Source organism: Synechocystis sp. PCC 7339, from assembly GCF_019924095.1.
Classification (GTDB): Bacteria; Cyanobacteriota; Cyanobacteriia; order Cyanobacteriales; family Microcystaceae; genus Synechocystis.
This window is the reverse complement of record NZ_CP063659.1, coordinates 409,473-428,722: the sequence shown is the minus strand read 5'-3', so window position 1 is coordinate 428,722 and position 19,250 is coordinate 409,473. Positions and strand designations below refer to the sequence as shown.

Annotated in this window: 13 protein-coding genes and 1 pseudogene; 13 read left to right on the top strand and 1 reads right to left on the bottom strand. The window is 46.8% G+C overall.

Annotated elements, in window-relative coordinates; genetic code table 11:
• The first annotated feature begins 300 nt into the window (after positions 1-300).
• From IQE94_RS01935 to IQE94_RS01900, 8 genes and pseudogenes are all read left to right on the top strand, one after another.
• Positions 301-2,880 (top strand): O-antigen ligase family protein, encoded by a 2,580-nt coding sequence (locus IQE94_RS01935; protein ID WP_223342604.1) that lies wholly within the window; start codon positions 301-303, stop codon positions 2,878-2,880.
• Between the two features lie 144 nt (positions 2,881-3,024).
• Positions 3,025-3,807: a molybdate ABC transporter substrate-binding protein gene (modA, locus tag IQE94_RS01930; protein ID WP_223342603.1), complete on the top strand. Its 783-nt coding sequence runs from the start codon at positions 3,025-3,027 to the stop codon at positions 3,805-3,807.
• 38 nt (positions 3,808-3,845) lie between these two features.
• Positions 3,846-5,723, top strand: a complete 1,878-nt coding sequence (gene modB / locus IQE94_RS01925) for a molybdate ABC transporter permease subunit (RefSeq protein ID WP_223343187.1) — start codon at positions 3,846-3,848, stop codon at positions 5,721-5,723.
• Between the two features lie 143 nt (positions 5,724-5,866).
• Positions 5,867-6,457, top strand: coding sequence for a Uma2 family endonuclease (locus tag IQE94_RS01920; protein ID WP_370630497.1), 591 nt, complete (start codon positions 5,867-5,869; stop codon positions 6,455-6,457).
• Between the two features lie 704 nt (positions 6,458-7,161).
• Positions 7,162-10,761 (top strand): pyruvate:ferredoxin (flavodoxin) oxidoreductase, encoded by a 3,600-nt coding sequence (gene nifJ, locus IQE94_RS01915; RefSeq protein ID WP_223342601.1) that lies wholly within the window; start codon positions 7,162-7,164, stop codon positions 10,759-10,761.
• A gap of 70 nt (positions 10,762-10,831) precedes the next feature.
• A pseudogene (locus IQE94_RS01910) lies at positions 10,832-11,305 on the top strand (DUF29 domain-containing protein).
• Between the two features lie 87 nt (positions 11,306-11,392).
• Positions 11,393-12,424, top strand: a complete 1,032-nt coding sequence (locus IQE94_RS01905) for a dihydroorotate dehydrogenase-like protein (protein ID WP_212715791.1) — start codon at positions 11,393-11,395, stop codon at positions 12,422-12,424.
• A gap of 101 nt (positions 12,425-12,525) precedes the next feature.
• Positions 12,526-13,680 carry an ATP-dependent 6-phosphofructokinase gene (locus tag IQE94_RS01900; protein ID WP_223342600.1) on the top strand — a complete coding sequence of 385 codons (1,155 nt, stop codon included), beginning with the start codon at positions 12,526-12,528 and terminating at the stop codon, positions 13,678-13,680.
• A 12-nt stretch (positions 13,681-13,692) separates the two neighbouring features.
• On the opposite strand, the gene IQE94_RS01895 is transcribed toward IQE94_RS01900, so the two are convergent.
• The gene (locus IQE94_RS01895; protein WP_223342599.1) at positions 13,693-15,528 is read right to left on the bottom strand and encodes a mechanosensitive ion channel family protein; all 1,836 of its coding nucleotides are present in this window, start codon (positions 15,526-15,528) and stop codon (positions 13,693-13,695) included.
• Positions 15,529-15,641: 113 nt separating this feature from the next.
• Between IQE94_RS01895 and mraY the strand changes: the two genes are divergently transcribed.
• The 5 genes from mraY to IQE94_RS01870 are packed head-to-tail and all read left to right on the top strand — an operon-like array spanning position 15,642 to position 19,243.
• Complete coding sequence (gene mraY / locus IQE94_RS01890; RefSeq protein ID WP_223342598.1) at positions 15,642-16,739, top strand: phospho-N-acetylmuramoyl-pentapeptide-transferase; 1,098 nt, start codon at positions 15,642-15,644, stop codon at positions 16,737-16,739.
• 18 nt (positions 16,740-16,757) lie between these two features.
• Positions 16,758-17,027, top strand: a complete 270-nt coding sequence (locus tag IQE94_RS01885; protein WP_212715787.1) for a UPF0175 family protein — start codon at positions 16,758-16,760, stop codon at positions 17,025-17,027.
• Complete coding sequence (locus IQE94_RS01880; RefSeq protein WP_223342597.1) at positions 17,024-17,518, top strand: DUF3368 domain-containing protein; 495 nt, start codon at positions 17,024-17,026, stop codon at positions 17,516-17,518. Before IQE94_RS01885 ends, IQE94_RS01880 begins: the two co-directional genes overlap by 4 nt.
• A 16-nt stretch (positions 17,519-17,534) precedes the next feature.
• Positions 17,535-19,103, top strand: coding sequence for an FAD-binding oxidoreductase (locus IQE94_RS01875; protein WP_223342596.1), 1,569 nt, complete (start codon positions 17,535-17,537; stop codon positions 19,101-19,103).
• A complete protein-coding gene (locus tag IQE94_RS01870) occupies positions 19,100-19,243 on the top strand; it encodes an element excision factor XisI family protein (protein ID WP_249213848.1) in 144 nt (47 codons plus the stop codon). The genes IQE94_RS01875 and IQE94_RS01870 overlap by 4 nt, the downstream gene beginning before the upstream one ends.
• The last annotated feature ends 7 nt before the right edge of the window (positions 19,244-19,250 follow it).

Here is a 19,250-nt window from a genome sequence, read left to right as displayed (position 1 = left end):
TGGCAATTACTTCCCCTATCATCAACAAATTCTTGACAATGGCACGGATATTTGTAGATATGTAATCGCTTGGTCAGCCTTGATTCTACCGCCATGGCGATCGTCGCGATTCACTCAATCGGGTGAGTGGAGGGCCCTAAATTTTAGTTTAGAATCGTAAATACAGTGAGGTTAAGAAATAAGCAGAACTCGACGCGATTTCCTCCTCACACACGAAAATCTGATTACCGTCCTCCGGGGCGGTTTTTTTCTGAGAAGAGGGCAAAATGGAAAAGTGTTTTCCTGTGAGTATTGCCCCGCATGGCCGCCGATTCCCCTTCCACTCCTGTTAGTCCCCCTTCATCCACTCCCCCTTTTAGTAACCCAGGACGATTGTTGGGGCTATTGATGGCATTACTTTATGGGTTATTTACCCTGTTGCCCAATGGCAATAGTTTGTTGGTGAGTTGGCCCTGGGTCTTTGTTTGGCAGACTTGGCTCTGGTTGACTGTGCTGTGGTGTTTGTGGCAAATCGGACTAAATAAACGCTTAATTTTCCTCGGACTGGGGTTCGACTGGTTGCTGTTGGTATTGGCGATCTCCGTAGCGGTGGGGAGCATAACGGCCCAATTTCCCGCCCAGTCTCATTGGTATAGCTGGACGCTATTAGCTTTTTGGGCTGGTTTGTATGGACTACGAGGTTGGCTAAAAATTCAACCCCAACCCCTAGTAACTATCAAAAAACTATTAACTTTGCAGGGCTATGTCGGCTTTGCTTTTATTATCATTAGCCTCTTACTTTGGTTTACCCAAACCCTAATTCCTTTCTGGCAATCGGCGGCGATCGCCAAAGAAATGGGCCTCACTAAAACCTTTAGCTTTGGGGTATTGGAATTACAAAATTGGGCCCCCATTGGTCACCAAAATTACGTGGCGGGTTACTTGGTGTTAATTTTGCCCCTGCTAAGTGTTTTAATTTGGCTCAATCAAGGCAAAAAACGCTGGTTTTGGGCCATGGCTTTAGCACTGGGTTTAATCGATTTTTACACCACTAGCTCCCGGGGTGGCCTGTTAGGTTTAGCAGCCCTATTACTACTAGCTATTATTGGCGTTGGTTTACTGCGCAGGTTGCCTTGGCTTTGGTGGTTGGGTCTAAGCAGTATGGCGATCGCCGTGGTGGGGATTTTTATTGGTACTAACGACCGTTTACTGACCAGTTTCACTGGCATTATGGAGGGGCAAGGGGCGGGACAGTTTGCCTATCGTTTAATTAATTCTGAAATTGGTTGGCGCATGGGTTCAGCCCACCCTTGGACTGGTATTGGTTTGGGTAATGTACCCCTACAATATCAACTTTATCGACCGGTATGGGCCGGGCGGGAATCGGAATTTATTTACCAGCTCCATTCCACCCCAGCCCAATTATTTGCGGAATTGGGAGTTTGGGGCATATTAATTCCCTCACTGTTTACCATTGGTTTAGTGTGGCAGTTAGTTCGCAGTTTAACGAGCAAAAATTTAATCATTACCAAGGACAATAATGTTGATTCAGCCACAGTAAAAATTCTTATTTGGACTCTCACTAGTGCCCTGCTAGCCTATGGGATAACCAGTTGGACAGATTATCAATTAGACAATGTTTGTATCAGCGGTATTATTATTATTTATTTTGCCTGTTTACTACAGCTTTACTCTGCCGATCCAGTAATACCAAAACCCAATCGTTTCGCTCGCCCTGTATTCTTTGCCGGCATTACCTTACTATTGGTGGTCGCCATGTGGTTATTTCCGATTTTGCGGGCTTGGCAATTATCGGAAGTGGCTTTTCGGGCTTTGGCGGCGGAAAAGGTGCCGGCATTCACCCAATACCTCACCCAAGCAGAAAATCTCGCTCCCTGGGAAGCCTATTACCCCACCCAGTTGGGTTGGAATTTGGGCAACATTGCTTTGACCACTGCCGATGCCGGGGAACGGGAAGAATTGATCAATAGGGCGATCGACGCATTTGAGCGGAGTATTGAAGCTTCCCCCCACCAGGAATTTATCCATAACAATTTGGGATGGTTAGCCCTGGGACAAGACCCCCCCCAAGCTAGTCAATCCTTTGCCACTGCCAGCCAATTGGTGCCCGCCAAACGGGGGGTTTTCTATGGTCTGGGGCTGAGTCTGTTAGTGCAACAAAAGTTAGACTTGGCGATAGAAGCTTTTAGTTTGGAATGTCTGCGGGATCCTCTATTTATCACCAATCCCCTCTGGCGCAATCCCAACTTTGCCCTGCTGTACCCACCATTGATGGCAAAAATCCAGTCCACCCTCAGTCAACTACGGCAAGACCATGGTGATGATGGGGATTACCAAAAGCTATTGGGGCAAATCCAGGGGGGGATCCATTGGTGGTTGGGACAATTTCCCCAAGCAGAAGCAGAGTTAAATCAATTTGGCGATCGCCAGGCCCAGGCCGTGGTGGGATTAAGCAGAGATCCGGCCCAACTAGAGGAATATCTCCCTGCCTTAGGCAACGTCGCTGCCCAGGTGGTGCAAGCTTGGCAAAACCCCGCCCGGGCTGGGGAGTTAATCAATCAAGCTTGGTTACAGGTCAATGGAACCCCCATGCCAGAACCGTTACTGCAACAAACCCTGGGCTCCCTACAACAGGCCCCAGAATTTTACACTTGGTTGACGAATTACGCCCCCATACTCCAGTACCGTCGCCAGAGATTAGGTTTTGGGGTCAACTCAAGGCACATTGACGGCCCTAACCCCAGCGATTTCTATCAAGTGACGGAAAATCTTGCCCTGGTAACTTGGTTTCCGTTTATGTTGCCTTCCCCCATCCTTGCCCCGGAGTTGGACAATGCCCTCCAGCCTTTACGGGTAGAACTCTGGGATAAAATCATCTAAGCTTATCTGTATTTATTTCATGTAGGATAAAAAGCAAGAAATCATAATAATTTATTTGCTTTTAAAAGACATTTTAATTTTTAAGCTATTAAGTTCAAAAAGGAAGTGAGACAAACAAGAAAAAACTATTTTGGGCTACTGGCTTTGGTTGCTTTACTAACAGCATCCAGTGCTTCTCGGCTTTACCCGTCGTTCCCCACTCCGGAAACTTCCGCTACTCTAAAAACGGAACCCATTACCCTAACCGTGTCGGCGGCGGCCAGTTTACAGAATGCCATTGCAGCATTGGATCCCGTGTTTGAATCGACCCATCCAAACATTAGGGTGGATTATAATTTTGCCGCTTCCAGCACACTGCAACAGCAAATTGAACAGGGAGCCGACGTTGACCTATTTATTTCCGCCGCATCCAAACAAATGGATCGGTTGCAAGCCAAAAGTTTAATTGATAAGGATAGCCGTCGTAATTTACTCAGCAATCGTTTGGCCTTGATTGTTCCCCAGGATTCCACCCTGAATATTAAGGCATTTGAGCAACTGACTGATGCCTCAATTAGGCGTATTGCGATGGGAGAGCCCCGCAGTGTGCCGGCTGGTCAATACGCAGAAGAAGTATTTCTTAACCTAGGGATATTGCCGCAGTTACAGCCTAAATTTGTCTATGGCAACTCTGTGCGGAGTGTGTTCAGTGCCGTTGAAAGTGGTAATGCCGATGCCGGGGTTGTTTATGTCACCGATGCCCAAATTTCAAACCGGGTGAGGACGGTAGCTATCGCCCCCAAGCATTTACACGCTCCCATTGTTTATCCGATCGCCTTGATTATGGCTAGTGCCCACCCAGAGGCGGCCCGCACCTATGCCGAATTTCTGGCCAGTCCAGCGGCCCAGGAAGTTTTTATTCAATATGGTTTCGGCCCTGGTCAATAATTTGTCTGCCCCTCCAATCCGTCCTACATATCCCCTTGATAGCCATCGAACTGACTCCCCTCTGGATTTCCCTCAAAACCGCAGGCTTGGCCACGATCGCCACGTTTATCCTTGGCATTGCGGCGGCCTATTGGATGCTGGGCACCCAGAGTCCTTGGAAATCGGTGATAGAGAGCATTTTCATCGCCCCTTTAATCCTGCCCCCCACGGTGGTCGGCTTTTTATTGTTGCTATTGTTTGGAAAAAATGGCCCAGTGGGAAAACTAACCGCCGAGTTGGGTTTTACCATTGTATTCACCTGGTATGCCGCAGTGGTAACGGCAACGGTGGTCTCTTTTCCCCTCATGTACAAAACCGCCTTGGGAGCATTTGAGCAGGTCGATCGCCATCTCTTGCAAGTTGCCCAAACCCTGGGGGCTTCCAAAAGGTACATTTTTTGGCGGGTTTTACTGCCCCTTTCCATCCCCGGCATTGTAGCTGGTACAACCCTGGCCTTTGCCCGTTCCCTAGGGGAATTTGGGGCCACCCTGATGTTGGCGGGCAATATTCGCGGCCAAACCCAAACTATCCCAATGGCGATTTACTTTGCCACGGAGGCAGGGGCCATGGGGGAAGCGTGGCTATGGGTCAGTGTTATTTTGTCCCTTTCCCTGTCCGGTATTGTGGCCGCCAATATCTGGCAAAGTTACTATCAAGCTAAAGTTCGGGGTAGATACTCCCCGGCGATCGCCTCCTCTCCATCAGCACATCTATCCATCGGGGCGCTGACTGTGACCCAATTGGAACCAGGACACAGCCTTCCTTTTTGTCATCCAGAGCAACGAAAAAATGCCCCAGGGATTGAGGTCAAACTACAAAAACAATTGGCCCAATTTACCCTGGATGTGGCCTTTAGTGCCCAGGGGGAAACAGTGGGATTGTTGGGGGCATCGGGCTCCGGCAAAAGCATGACACTCCGCTGCCTGGCAGGGGTAGAAACCCCGACCCAAGGAAGAATTGTCCTGAACGGTCGCACCCTGTTTGATTCACAACGGAATATCAATGTGCCTAGCCATGAACGGAAAGTTGGCTTAGTGTTGCAAAACTACGCTCTATTTCCCCATCTGACCGTGGCCGAGAATATTGCCTTTGGGTTACGACACCTCCCCGCCCCACGGCGATCGCTCCGGGTTAACGAACAATTGACTTTAGTAAATTTAGAAAAAATGGGCGATCTTTATCCCCATCAACTATCCGGTGGTCAGCAACAGCGAGTTGCCCTGGCCAGGGCCTTGGCTCCCAATCCAGACATACTGTTATTGGATGAACCTTTTTCTGCCCTAGATACCCATTTGCGTCATGAATTGGAAAAGCAACTATTGAAAACTCTTGTCAGCTACCAGGGGTTTACCCTGTTTGTCAGCCATAACTTGGAAGAAGCCTATCGACTTTGTCAGAAGCTACTCGTGCTTAATCAAGGCAAACTGGTGGCAACGGGGGATAAGCAAGCCATTTTCGATCGCCCTGGGACTGTGGCCATTGCCCAACTGACTGACTGTAAAAACTATTCATCCATTCAGCCTATTGATCGCTACACTGTCTGGGCCTTGGATTGGCAATGCACACTGCACATCATGGAACCGGTTTCTTCTTCCCAGACCCACATTGGCATTCGGGCCCATCAAATTAAATTTTTAGACCGCTTTGATCAAGATCATTCCCCAATCAATACCTTTCCTGGCTGGGTGGTGTGGACCAGTGAAACTCCCCACCGCATGACTGTCTATCTCAAGTTGAGCAAGCCGCCCCTCCATGGAGATGATTACCATCTCCAGGCGGAAGTATTCAAAGAAAAATGGGAAATGTTGCGTCATCGTCCCCAGCCTTGGCCTGTGTGCTTGGAGCCCCGCCGACTGATGTTATTGCAACCCGGTTGATCAGGAATGGTTTGATGGAAATTTCTAAATATTTTTGTATTGTTATGTGAAAAATTGATGTTGCATTAAAACTATCAAATCTTAAGAAAACACAACATCGCTAAAATTTCAATGTTAAACTAGAAGCCAATGCCTGCCCCCCGATGATTGGGAGAACAACTATGAATCCGCTCAAGATTAAAATGGATTCTTTAAAATTATCCGACCAGCAGTTTTATCAACTTTGTCAAAACAACAGTGATTTGCGATTTGAGAGAACTTATCAGGGAGATTTAATCATTATGCCCCCTACTGGCGGAGAAACTGGCGAAAAGAATTCTGAAATTAATTATCAATTAAGACACTGGAATAAACAGTATCAGCTTGGTAAGGTTTTTGATTCCTCTACGGGCTTTAAACTTCCCAATGGCGCGGATAAGTCCCCTGATGCGGCGTGGATTCCCCTAGAAAAATGGACAGCATTAACACCGGAAGAAAAACAAGGATTTGTGCCCCTTTGTCCTGATTTTGTGATTGAACTACGATCGCCAAGTGACAATTTAAAGCCCCTACAGGAAAAGATGCAGGAATATTTGGAAAACGGCACGCGTTTGGGTTGGCTGATTAATCGACAAAGTAGGGAAGTAGAAATTTATTGTCAGGGTCAAGGGGTAGAAATAGTCGAGAATCCCAGCAATTTATCAGGGGAAAATGTTTTGCCAATGTTTATCTTGGATTTAGATTTGATTTGGTGAAGTGGATACAGAGAGAATTTATTTTAATAGAACTTTTAAACTAATATTGTCTGCCCTGTCATTATTTTGCTTGTTCGTAACTATTAACTATTTCCAGGCGAGCAGGAATGGCTAAACGGCGATCGCCAGTGAGTAGGGGCAGTTCGACATCGCCCGTGATAGAGGGAAAATTTGCAGGACAGGGATCCTTTAAACAACTTCACTTATTAGGACTAATTTTTTGGAAAATTGCTGAAATTTGATCAGCTATTAGACCTGGGCCCTCTCAACAATCAGGTTAATATTGCCGCTGTCATGACAATTCCAACAATAGTTAAGGCAAAATCTTTTTCCTGACACGGATCAATTACAAAACTTCACAGTATTTCATCTCGTTAACAAACAATAAGAAATTGTTCCATTTTCTGATTTTGGGTTCAAGATAAAACTAAGCCCCAGAGAGAACGTCATGCTCCAACACCATTGGTAATTGCTCAATCCATAGCTTCATTTCTCAGCCAAGCTTTTGGGAAATTTAGTTCCATCAATATCAACAAAAACAACTCTAAGGTTGTTAAATCTCCGCTGACCCGTAGCTATTTTTAGTAATTTTTTCGATTTCTATAATTGTTCGGCAGTATCCCCCCAGCTAGAAAAATCAACTGCCCTTTTCCACATTTTTGGTATTGTTTGCCCTTGCTAAATCCTTTGAGGACGATTCGTTTATGAGTTTACCTACCTATGCAACCCTCGATGGTAATGAAGCGGTGGCCCGGGTGGCCTATCAGTTGAGCGAAGTCATTGCTATTTATCCCATCACTCCCTCTTCTCCCATGGGGGAATGGGCGGATGCTTGGGCTTCTGAACATCGTCCCAACCTCTGGAAAACTGTACCCTTGGTGGTGGAGATGCAGAGTGAGGGGGGAGCAGCTGGGACAGTACATGGTGCTTTGCAGTCAGGGGCTTTGACCACTACTTTCACCGCTTCCCAGGGCTTGATGTTGATGTTGCCCAATATGCACAAAATTGCCGGCGAATTAACGGCCATGGTGTTGCATGTGGCAGCCCGTTCTTTAGCAGCTCAGGGTTTATCCATTTTTGGTGATCACAGTGATGTGATGGCGGCCCGTAACACTGGGTTTGCGTTATTAAACTCCAATTCTGTGCAGGAAGCCCAGGATATGGCTCTGATTGCCACGGCGACAAGTTTTGCCACCAGGATACCGGGACTTCATTTTTTTGATGGTTTCCGCACTTCCCACGAAGAACAAAAAATTGAGTTATTACCGGAATCCGTTCTCCGTAGTTTGATTAAAGATGAAGATGTGGTGGCCCACCGGGAACGGGCTTTGACTCCCGATCGCCCGAAGTTGCGGGGGACAGCTCAAAATCCCGATGTCTATTTCCAAGCCAGGGAAACGGTAAATCCCTTCTATGACGTTTATCCCGCAGTGCTGGAACGGGTGATGGCAGAGTTTGGCCAGTTAACCGGCCGTCATTATTCTCCCTACGAATATTTTGGTCATCCAGAGGCGGAAAAGGTGATGGTACTAATGGGTTCCGGTGCGGAAACGGCCCAGGAAACGGTAGATTTTCTCACTGCCCAGGGGGAAAAGGTCGGTCTGCTGAAAGTACGGCTCTATCGTCCCTTTGCTGGCGATCGACTGGTTAAATCTCTACCTAAAACCGTCCAGAAAATTGCTGTGCTGGATCGGTGTAAGGAACCGGGGAGCATTGGGGAACCTCTCTATCAGGATGTGCTGACAGCCTTTTTTGAAGCGGGCATGATGCCGAAAATTATCGGTGGACGTTATGGCCTATCCTCCAAGGAATTTACCCCGGCCATGGTTAAAGGGGTATTGGATCATCTGCAACAGGCTGAGCCGAAAAACCATTTCACCGTGGGTATTAACGACGACCTCAGCCACACCAGCATTGACTATGATCCCAATTTTTCCACTGAAGCGGACTCGGTGGTGCGGGCCATCTTCTACGGCTTGGGTTCCGATGGCACCGTGGGAGCCAATAAAAACTCGATCAAAATCATTGGAGAAGATACGGATAATTACGCCCAGGGCTACTTTGTTTACGACTCGAAAAAATCCGGTTCGGTGACCGTTTCTCACCTCCGCTTTGGCCCCAAACCGATTCTTTCCACCTATTTAATTAGCCAAGCCAATTTTGTCGCCTGTCACCAGTGGGAATTTTTAGAACAGTTTGAGGTGCTGGAACCAGCCGTTGATGGCGGGGTATTTCTAGTGAACAGTCCCTACGGCCCCGAGGAAATTTGGCCCCAATTCCCCCGCAAGGTGCAGCAGGAAATTATTGACAAAAATCTCAAGGTTTACACCATTAACGCCAACGAGGTGGCCAGGGATGCAGGCATGGGCCGCCGCACTAATACAGTGATGCAAACCTGTTTTTTCGCCCTCGCAGGGGTTTTACCTCGGGAAGAGGCGATCGCCAAAATTAAGCAATCGATCCAAAAAACCTACGGCAAAAAGGGTCAAGAGATTGTGGAAATGAACATTAAAGCGGTGGATGCCACCTTAGCCTATCTCTATGAAGTACTTATTCCCGATGTCGTCAGTGAGGACGCTGTTGCTATGCAGCCCGTGGTTCCTGATAACGCCCCCGTGTTTGTGCGGGAAGTATTGGGCAAAATCATGGCCCGCCAAGGGGACGATTTACCCGTTAGCGCTTTGCCCTGTGATGGTACCTACCCCACCGGCACCACCCAATGGGAAAAACGCAACGTGGGCCAGGAAATTCCTGTTTGGGATCCCGATGTTTGTGTGCAGTGCGGTAAATGTGTCATTGTTTGCCCCCATGCAGTGATTCGGGCCAAGGTTTACAACGAACAAGAATTGGCTAACGCTCCGGTGAGCTTCAAATCCACTAACGCCAAAGACCACGATTGGCAAGGGTCTAAATTCACCATTCAAGTGGCGGCGGAAGATTGCACCGGTTGCGGCATTTGCGTCGATGTCTGCCCTGCTAAAAATAAATCCCAACCTCGGTTGAGGGCCATCAATATGGAGCCCCAGCTACCTCTGCGGGAACAGGAACGAACCAACTGGGATTTCTTCTTAAACTTACCTAATCCCGATCGCCTAGGGTTAAACCTCAACAAAATCAGCCATCAGCAAATGCAGGAGCCCTTATTTGAATTTTCCGGAGCCTGTGCCGGTTGTGGAGAAACCCCCTATCTCAAACTTGTTAGTCAATTATTTGGCGATCGGATGTTGGTGGCCAATGCCACCGGTTGTTCTTCCATCTATGGCGGTAATTTACCCACTACCCCCTGGGCCCAAAATGCCGACGGTCGGGGCCCGGCCTGGTCCAATTCCCTATTTGAAGATAATGCCGAATTTGGCCTTGGTTTCCGAGTGGCGATCGATAAGCAGACCGAATTTGCCGGGGAATTACTCACAACCTTTACTGAAGAATTGGGGGAAACCCTAGTAACGGAAATTTTAGAAAATCAGCAAACCACCGAAGCCGACATTTGCGAGCAACGACAATGGATAGAACAGGTTAAGAACCGCTTACAAAATCTGGAAACTCCCCAAGCAAAAATGTTTCTTTCCGTGGTGGATTATCTGGTTAAGAAAAGCGTTTGGATCATCGGTGGAGACGGCTGGGCCTACGACATTGGTTACGGCGGTTTAGATCATGTGCTGGCCAGTGGTCGCAATGTCAACATCCTGGTAATGGACACGGAAGTTTATTCCAACACTGGGGGCCAAGCCTCAAAGGCCACCCCCCGGGCCGCTGTAGCTAAATTCGCCGCCGGAGGTAAACCCTCTCCCAAAAAAGATCTGGGCTTGATGGCCATGACCTACGGCAACGTCTATGTGGCCAGCATTGCCATGGGGGCTAAAAATGAACAATCCATCAAAGCCTTTATTGAAGCTGAAGCCTATCCCGGTGTTTCCCTAATCATTGCCTACTCTCACTGCATTGCCCATGGCATCAACATGACCACCGCCATGAATCATCAAAAAGAACTGGTGGACAGTGGCCGTTGGTTACTCTACCGCTACAACCCCTTGTTGACAGATCAAGGCAAAAATCCCCTGCAACTGGATATGCGATCGCCGAAAATCCCCATTGATAAAACGGTGTACTCAGAAAATCGCTTTGCCATGCTCACCCGTAGTCAACCGGAGGAGGCCAAACGTCTAATGAAGTTAGCTCAAGGGGATGTGAACACTCGCTGGGCCATGTACGAATATCTGGCGAAACGCTCTCTGGGTGGGGAAAGTAACGGTAAAAGCCATAGTGTTGCCTCGTCTCCGGAGGCAATTCCTAAATATGTTTAGAATCGGTATTAGGAGGAAATAACTTTACCTGTTCCCCTATCAGTTGAATAACAATTATGAGGATAAGCTTATGGTTACTCAAATTCAGACGAAAGCCCTTTATGAACAAGATTTTTATCTTTGGCTAGAAACTACTGCCAATCTTTTAAAAGACGACAACTGGGAGCAACTTGATTTTGAAAATCTAGCCTAAAAAATTCAATCATTAAGTCACATAGAGCAAGGTATTGTCAGGGAAAACTGCGTGATTATTTTGATTCACCTCCTTAAATGGAAATACCAACCAGAAACTTGGTCGAATAGTTGGAGGATAATGATCGATCAAAGTAGAAATAGAATCTATCAATGTTTTTTAAGGAGTCCTAATTTAAAGCAACATTTATGTAAAAACTTAAATAAAGTCTATAGCCATGCCCGCAAAATGATAGCTACTGAAACTGGAGTTTCTTTAAACACTTTGCCAGAAATTAATCCATTTTTCATGGATGAGATTCTTGATCGAACCTTTCTGCCAGATGGATTCTTTCCGCAATATTACGAGTGACAAGAGGCTAGAATTAATTCCCTCATCTAATAATTCCATAATTCCCCTGTCTATTTTCTTCCATTAACCTAAAATCGACTAAATGCCATGGATCTCACTACACAGTACCTCGGCTTGAATCTGAAATCTCCCCTCATGGTCGGCTCCTGTGCCCCATTGACAGAAGACCTAGACAATCTCAAAAAAATGGAGGATAGTGGCGCTGCGGCGATCGTGCTCCACTCCTTCTTTGAAGAGCAATTACGGCAAGAAAGATTGGAAATGCATCATCACTTAACCCACGGGACGAATAGTTTTGCTGAAGCTTTAACCTATTTTCCTGAACCTCAGGTTTTTCATGTTGGTTCCGAAGAATATCTCAACCATATTCGCCTAGCCAAAGAGAGTTTAGATATTCCCATTATTGGTAGCTTAAATGGCTCTACCTTAGGAGGATGGTTAGACTATTCCCAACAAATAGAGGGGGCTGGGGCTGACGCCATTGAACTCAATATTTACTACGTACCTACAGATCTAGATGTACCTGGTACAGAAGTGGAAAAGAATTATCTTGACATCGTAAAAACTGTCAGAGCTGAAGTTAAAATTCCCGTTGCAGTCAAAATTGCTCCCTTCTTTAGCAATATGGCCTATATGGCGAAAAAATTTGCCGATCATGGCGCTGATGGACTAGTTTTTTTCAACCGTTTTTACCAGCCAGATTTTGACCTAGAAAGCCTCGAAGTTTATCCCCATATTCTGCTCAGTACCCCCCAAAGCATGCGCCTTCCCTTGCATTGGTTAGCAATTTTATATGGGCGCATTGACTGCGACTTGGCTGCTACCAGTGGGATTTTACACACAGTGGATTTGGTCAAGGTGTTAATGGCCGGGGCAAAAGTTACCCAATTGGTCAGTGCCCTACTGCGGCACGGCATTGGCTATATCCACACTTTAGAAAATAGTTTAGCCCATTGGATGGAAGAGCACGAATATGAATCGGTGCGGCAAATGCAAGGCAGTATGAGTCAACTTAATTGCCCCGATCCCACTGCCTTTGAGCGAGTCCAATATGTCAAAGCTCTGCAGACCTATGCCCCCATTTGGAAAGCCCTTGATCCCCTTGAACCCGTTGGTTAATAGACTGCCGGATCAGTGATTGCCGATAGATTTGAGCTTGATTTTGACCATGGATCAGCCATTGAAGAACTTAAATTACGGATAAATTAAGGGGGTTTGGTATGGGCACAAAACGTATTGGAATTTTAACTAGTGGCGGTGATTGTCCTGGCCTCAATGCCATTATTCGATCAGTGGTTAAGGCCTCAGCTCTCAAGGGGTGGGAAGTGTATGGCATTCCCTATGGCACCGATGGTTTTGTTGAAGTCGCCCACGGAAAATACCAAGCAGAGGATTTACTGTTAACCAAACATGGCTATGCTTTGCCTGGAATGCTCAAAGGTTTGGACGTGTTGCAATTTCTCAGTGGTAGCGTTTTAGGTTCCTTGAGTAAAGGGCACCCAGAACAACCTGTGATCGCCGCTGCCATTCTTAAAGGTTATGCCATGCTTGACCTTGAAGCGCTCATTGTTGTTGGTGGCGATGGCAGTTTAGATATTATTTACGACTTAGCTACCAAGGGAAATTGGCATATTATTGCCATTCCTAAAACCATTGATAACGATGTGCCTTTTACCGATTTGGCAGTGGGATTTAGTACTGCAGTGGACATTGTTACCCAAGCTTTATACGACCTCACTTTCACCGCCGCTAGCCATGAACGCATTATCATTGTCCAGGTGATGGGAAGGGATGCGGGGCATTTAACTCTCCATGCGGGTATTGCCGGTGGAGCTGATATTATTTTAATTCCTGAAATTACCCCCTGCCTAACTCCAGAAGTTATCCGTGGTTGCTGTGACCAACTGGTGAATTTGCGTCAATCTGGCCGCCATTTTGCCCTTATTGTTATTTCCGAAGGTGTCCATGATCAAAATGAACAAAAGAATAAGTATATTGCTGACTATCTAACGGAAAAAATTAGTCAAACTAGCCAGCATCTGTGTGAAATTAAAGATCCTAGTTTTTGTGATTTGACCGATTTGGATATTCGAGCTACCACCCTGGGCCATTTACAACGGAGTGGCACACCTCTATCTTTCGATCGCCTGTTGGCCACGGTGTTTGGCATCAAGGCAGTGGAGTTGATTGAACAGGGGATTTATGACCAAGTGGTGATTTGGCGCAATGGTCAAGTGGAGCACACTGATTTGCAACCCATTATCGGCATCATTAAAAAATGTCACCAGGAAAACCGTTGTGCTTTCCCGGTGGACAAGGATGGCTTTATGGTTAAAACGGCCAAATCGTTGGGCATCTACCTAGGAGAGGTCTAAATCCCGCGAACACTAACTTTCCGCACTGGATTCAAGAGCACTAACGAGAGGATTGGCGGCCCCATTAGTGGTGTAAATCTGCCTGGGAACACCGATTTCGATATTATTTTCCGTCAGGGCCTGACGTACCCGGAAACGCAATTCTCGGCCCACAGACCACTGTTGGGCAGGGGCGGTTTGAATCCAGATGGTGATGGTCATGCCCTCATGGGTAAGACTATCAATGCCCAACACATCGGGAACTGCCAGCATTTTGTCGTGCCATTCTGGGTCATTATACAGGTCTTCCCCCACCTGGCGCAGGACATTAATAGCCTTTGCTGGGTCAGTGTCATAGGCCACATTCACGCTTAAATTAGCGCGAGACCAAGAGCGGGTCAGATTTTTAACCTGGGTGATGGCACTGTTGGGGATGGTGACCAATTCTCCTCCGGCACTCCGTAACTGGGTCACCCGCAAGTTTAAGTTTTCCACCCCTCCGGCGGCGAAGCCCACGTCAATTACATCCCCGATGGCATACTGATCTTCTGCTAACACCAAAAATCCATCTACCAAATCCTTCACCAAGCTCTGGGCACCAAAGGAAACGGCCAAGGCCAATAACCCCCCGATCGCCACTACAGAACCGGTGGGAATTCCCAGGATGGTTAGGGCTGTTAACAGGCCGCTGGCGGTAATCACCACGGTCACCATGCCTTTGATAGCTCCAGCGATGGTAGAAATGCGCAGATCTCGCCGTTGGTTATCCCCTAGATTGATAAATTTATTCAGTCCAGCAGTATTATTATTCTGCCAATTGTTTTTTAACAGTTCGATGATGCGATGGCTGATGCGGATGACTAAGCCGATGAAAAACCATAGCAGTAGTAATTGCAGGGGCCTGCCTAAAATTGCGCCACTGAGGGTGGCTAGGCCGGGAATTTCCCGGAAGATGGCAAATAAGCCAAAGTACCAACCGAGGATAATCACCCAAAATAATAGCCACTGGACAAACTTCCAAAAACCAATTTTGCGGTCGATACTAAGTATTTGGGGTAATCTTTGCCAAAAGAGCCGTTGTTGTTCCCCTAGCACTTCCGGGGTAGTATAGCTAACTTCTATGGGGTCTGGATCATGGTTAGCCAAGCTCTCCGACTCCGCTTGTTTTTCAGCGGCGATCGCCTGTTTCCGCTTGAGAAGCCTTTGATGATAACGAGAAATTAGATATTTAATGCCGCCAATGATGACCGTTGCCACCATAAGCACTGCAAATATTTGGAAAGCTTTAGTAAAAGATTGCTGTAAGGCTTCTGGGGTAGTGCTGGCCTGGCCCCGACGAATTTCTTTATCCAGTTTTTCCCGCCATTGCTCTGCTAAAACATCGATAGGTTGCCCGTTGAAATCGGCATCATTTTCCGTAACGGAGGCCAGCACCAGGGGGAGGGGATAATCATCATTGCTAACAGTAACCACCACAACATTGTTAAGCCGAGATGTTTCTACCCTTAGATCGTCGGGATTCATGTCCCGTGTGAAAATAGCCAATTCCAGTTTGCTTTCAATGTCCTGGGCTCTCTGCTCTACGGGGACCTCGCTGGTATTCTCTTGGCGGTTATACACGGTGGGAGATGCCACATCAAACAAAAAACTGTTATCAACGGGCGATCGTACCGGGGCCACTTCAATGGGGCCATAACGGGAAACTCCGGGGGGTTGATAATCACCCTGGGTGCTAAAGCCTTGGGGCATCACAAACTGAGCTTGGCTAGGATGGGGAATGATCAGTAGTAGGGCTAAAACAACACAACCGAGCCAGAAGAAGCGTTGATATTTGCGTCGATATTTTTTTAGTTTGGTAATTAAGGGCATGGTTCTTGATACTTACAATCTGTCAGCAAAATCGACAGCCAAAGGCCAGCAACCTTGATGCTAGTCTGATGGAGAAAACGTCATTGATCAACCCCTGAACTAATTTTTTGACTATGGCCAACGCAAAATCTTCGTCCCTTCCCAGTTGGAAAAATCCCAGCGGTAAAACTTTGCTAATCTTGCTCTGGGCCTTGGCTTTAGCCCTGATGGCCCTGTTGAGTAGCTGGGCGGGTCTGCCTTGGTTAGGCAATGGGAAATTACTGATTGCCTTGGGTTTTACGGCCTTGGTCACGGCCTTAATTGGTATGGCGGTGGTACCAATGTTGATAAATCTGAAAGCAAGCCAAGTGATCCAGTCCGACGGCCCCCAAAGTCATCTTAAAAAGGCGGGTACTCCTACCATGGGAGGGATTTTTTTTGTGCCCGTGGCGGTGGCGATCGCCGTGGTGGGCACTCAGTTTAACGCCGATGTCATGGTGGTGGGCTTAGTAACTTTGGGTTATATGGCGATCGGTTGGGTGGATGACTGGCAAATTTTAAAATACAAATCTAATAAAGGTTTAACCCCTAAACAGAAATTATTTTTACAGGTGGCGATCGCCGTTATTTTTTGCGCTTGGCTATTTTTTTATGGGCCAACGGACATCACCAACATTCGCATTATGCAATTTGTCTTACCCCTGAGCTTCCTTTTTTGGTTAGTGGCAACCTTTGCCCTAGTGGCGGAAAGCAATGCCACTAATTTGACCGATGGAGTGGATGGTTTAGCCGCCGGCACCGGGGCGATCGCCTTTGTGGGGTTGGGTTTATTGGTGGTGAAGGACAATCCGGCGTTGGCCTTTTTCTGCTGCGCCATGGCCGGTGGCTGTATTGGTTTCGTGCACCATAACCATAATCCTGCTCGGGTATTTATGGGGGATACGGGGTCTTTAGCCCTGGGGGGGAGTTTAGCGGCGGTGGGCATCATGACCGGCAATCTCTGGGGACTGCTATTGATCAGTGGCATCTTCCTGGCGGAATCCCTCTCTGTCATTGCCCAAGTAGGTTACTACAAAGCCACCAAAGGACCCGACGGGGTAGGCAAAAGGCTGTTGAAAATGGCCCCCATCCACCACCATTTAGAACTAAGCGGCTGGACTGAAACCCAGATTGTGGGCTCCTTTTACCTGATCAATACCCTCTTGGCGATCGTGGCTATGGCAACGGCATAACAGTAGAATCAAAGGGTAGTGGTTGATGGTAGTCCAATGCAAATCACTTTAAACCTACCGGATCACCTAAGTCAGGTAGGAAACTTCGATCAGAATGATTGGCTTCGGGAAATTGCCATTGCCCTATTTGAACAAGAACAAATTTCCCTGAGTCGTGCCAGTAAAATTTCCTCCATGGGAATTATGGAATTTCAAAAACTCCTATCAGATCGGGGAATTTGTATTCATTACGATGTGGAGGAATTTGAACAGGACATTCAGCATCTGCAAAGTCGCAGTTGGCTATGATTGTTGTTAGTGACACCTCGGCCATTGCTAATCTTGCTGTTGTGGATCATTTTTGGTTATTACAAGCAACTTATAAAAGTGTAGTTATTCCAGAAGCTGTTGCCAGTGAAATCGCCGTCGCCACTAATCCCAAAATTTCCTTAATTCTCCAATTAGATTGGATTCAGACCCGCTTGCCTAGTCCTCCTAGCTATCAATTAGCTGAACAACTACAAAGGGAACGGGGACTTGATTATGGAGAAGCCCATGCCATAGCCCTGGCCCTTGATTTACAGGCTGATGATCTACTAATGGACGATCGCTTGGGGAGAAGGGAAACCACTCGCTTAGGGTTGTCAATAGTCGGAATTTTGGGAGTTTTACTTGTTGCCAAACAAATAAATCTTATCCCGCAAGTGAAACCAATTATTGACAGTTTGATCAATCAAACAGGATTTCGGGTTAGCTCCCAACTATACGAACGCATCATAACTTTTGCTCAGGAAATTTAACTAAAAAATTGATTAGATGAACTATGTAACTACGCCCACAGCTTTTGTGGAATCTAAACTTAATTCTGTGCCAGGGGATGCCCTGGGTTATCTACGACGTTTAGATCGGCGTTGGCAGGCCCTATGTCAGGGAAATTTACCGCCCATTGCCGAAGTAGCCCAAAAAGTTAACGCCAACTTGGGGGAAACGAATTTTGACGCAGTAATTTGCGGAGGTACCCTGGGGATTTTACTAGCTGCCAGTTTACAAACCAATGGTTGGCGCATTGCTGTCCTAGAACGGGGAAAATTACAGGGCCGTGCCCAGGAATGGAACATTTCTCGCCAGGAGTTACAAACTTTTGTCGAATTAAACCTACTTACCTCAGAAGAATTGGAAACGGCGATCGCCAGTGAGTATAATCCCGGTCGCATTGCCTTCCATGGCGGGCAGGAATTTTGGGTAGAAAATGTTTTAAATGTGGGTGTAGACCCAGTTTATTTACTAGAAAAACTTAAGCAAAAATTCCTCCAAGCCGGAGGTAAATTGTTAGAGCATAGTGCCTTTCAGAAAGCAACTATTCACCCCGATGGAGTTGCTATTCATTATCAGCATAATGGAGAAAATCAAGTCGAAGAAAAACTCACCAGCCGTTTGCTCATTGATGCCATGGGCCACGGTTCTCCTTTGGTAAATCAGGCTCGACAAGGGGAAATCCCCGATGGAGTTTGCCTCGTTGTCGGTAGTTGCGCCCAGGGTTATTCTGATAACAGCACTGGAGATTTAATTGCTACCACCACGGAAATTGCCAACAATTGTCAATACTTTTGGGAAGCTTTTCCTGCTCGGGATGGCCGCACCACCTATTTATTTACCTATGTAGATGTGCATCCAGACCGCATCAGTTTAGAATTTCTTTTTCAGGAATATTTTCGCCTATTGCCCAGTTATCAAAGAGTTAATCTAGACCAACTGCAATGGCAACGGTTTTTATCTGGTTTTTTCCCGGCCTATAAATCTAGCCCCTTACATTTTCCTTGGGATCGGATGCTAGCAGTGGGAGACAGTGCCGGCAGTCAATCCCCCGTTAGCTTTGGTGGTTTCGGCGGTATGGTACGCCATTTACAACGATTAACTAACAGCATTGGGGAAGCCTTGGCCGGGGACTATTTGACTGCGGCAGATCTAGCTCTTTTGCAACCCTATCAACCTAATATTGGGGTTACTTGGTTATTTCAACAAACCATGGGGGTTAAAGTCGGGCAAAAATCAGATCCAGATCAAATTAATCACTTAATGAATGCAGTTTTTGCTGTTATGGAGCGGCAAGGACAAGAAGTAATGGAACCTTTTTTGCAAGATGTAATCCAATGGTCTGGTCTAACCCAAACTTTGCCGAGGGTAAATCCGTTCATCGTGTTACCTTTATTGCCTCAAATTGGCCTACCAGCTTTGCTAGAATGGCTCGGTCATTATACCAACTTAGCGGTGCATAGCATAGCCTATCCCCTGGGTAAAAATATTCTATTTACTAATCCTAGCTTTGAACAAAAACGCCGTCTAGAAGCTTGGTATTATGGATCTGGTTACGATTTCCACCATTGAAGGTTTATTGGGTACAACGTGATGGAACTGAGGACGGCATTGCCAATGAACTAGTTGCCAATGGTATTCCTAAAGAAGTCATTGTTTTGGGTTTCCATGAGCCGTCAGTACGTCCCCACACTGGATTTGCGATCGCCTAAATTTCCC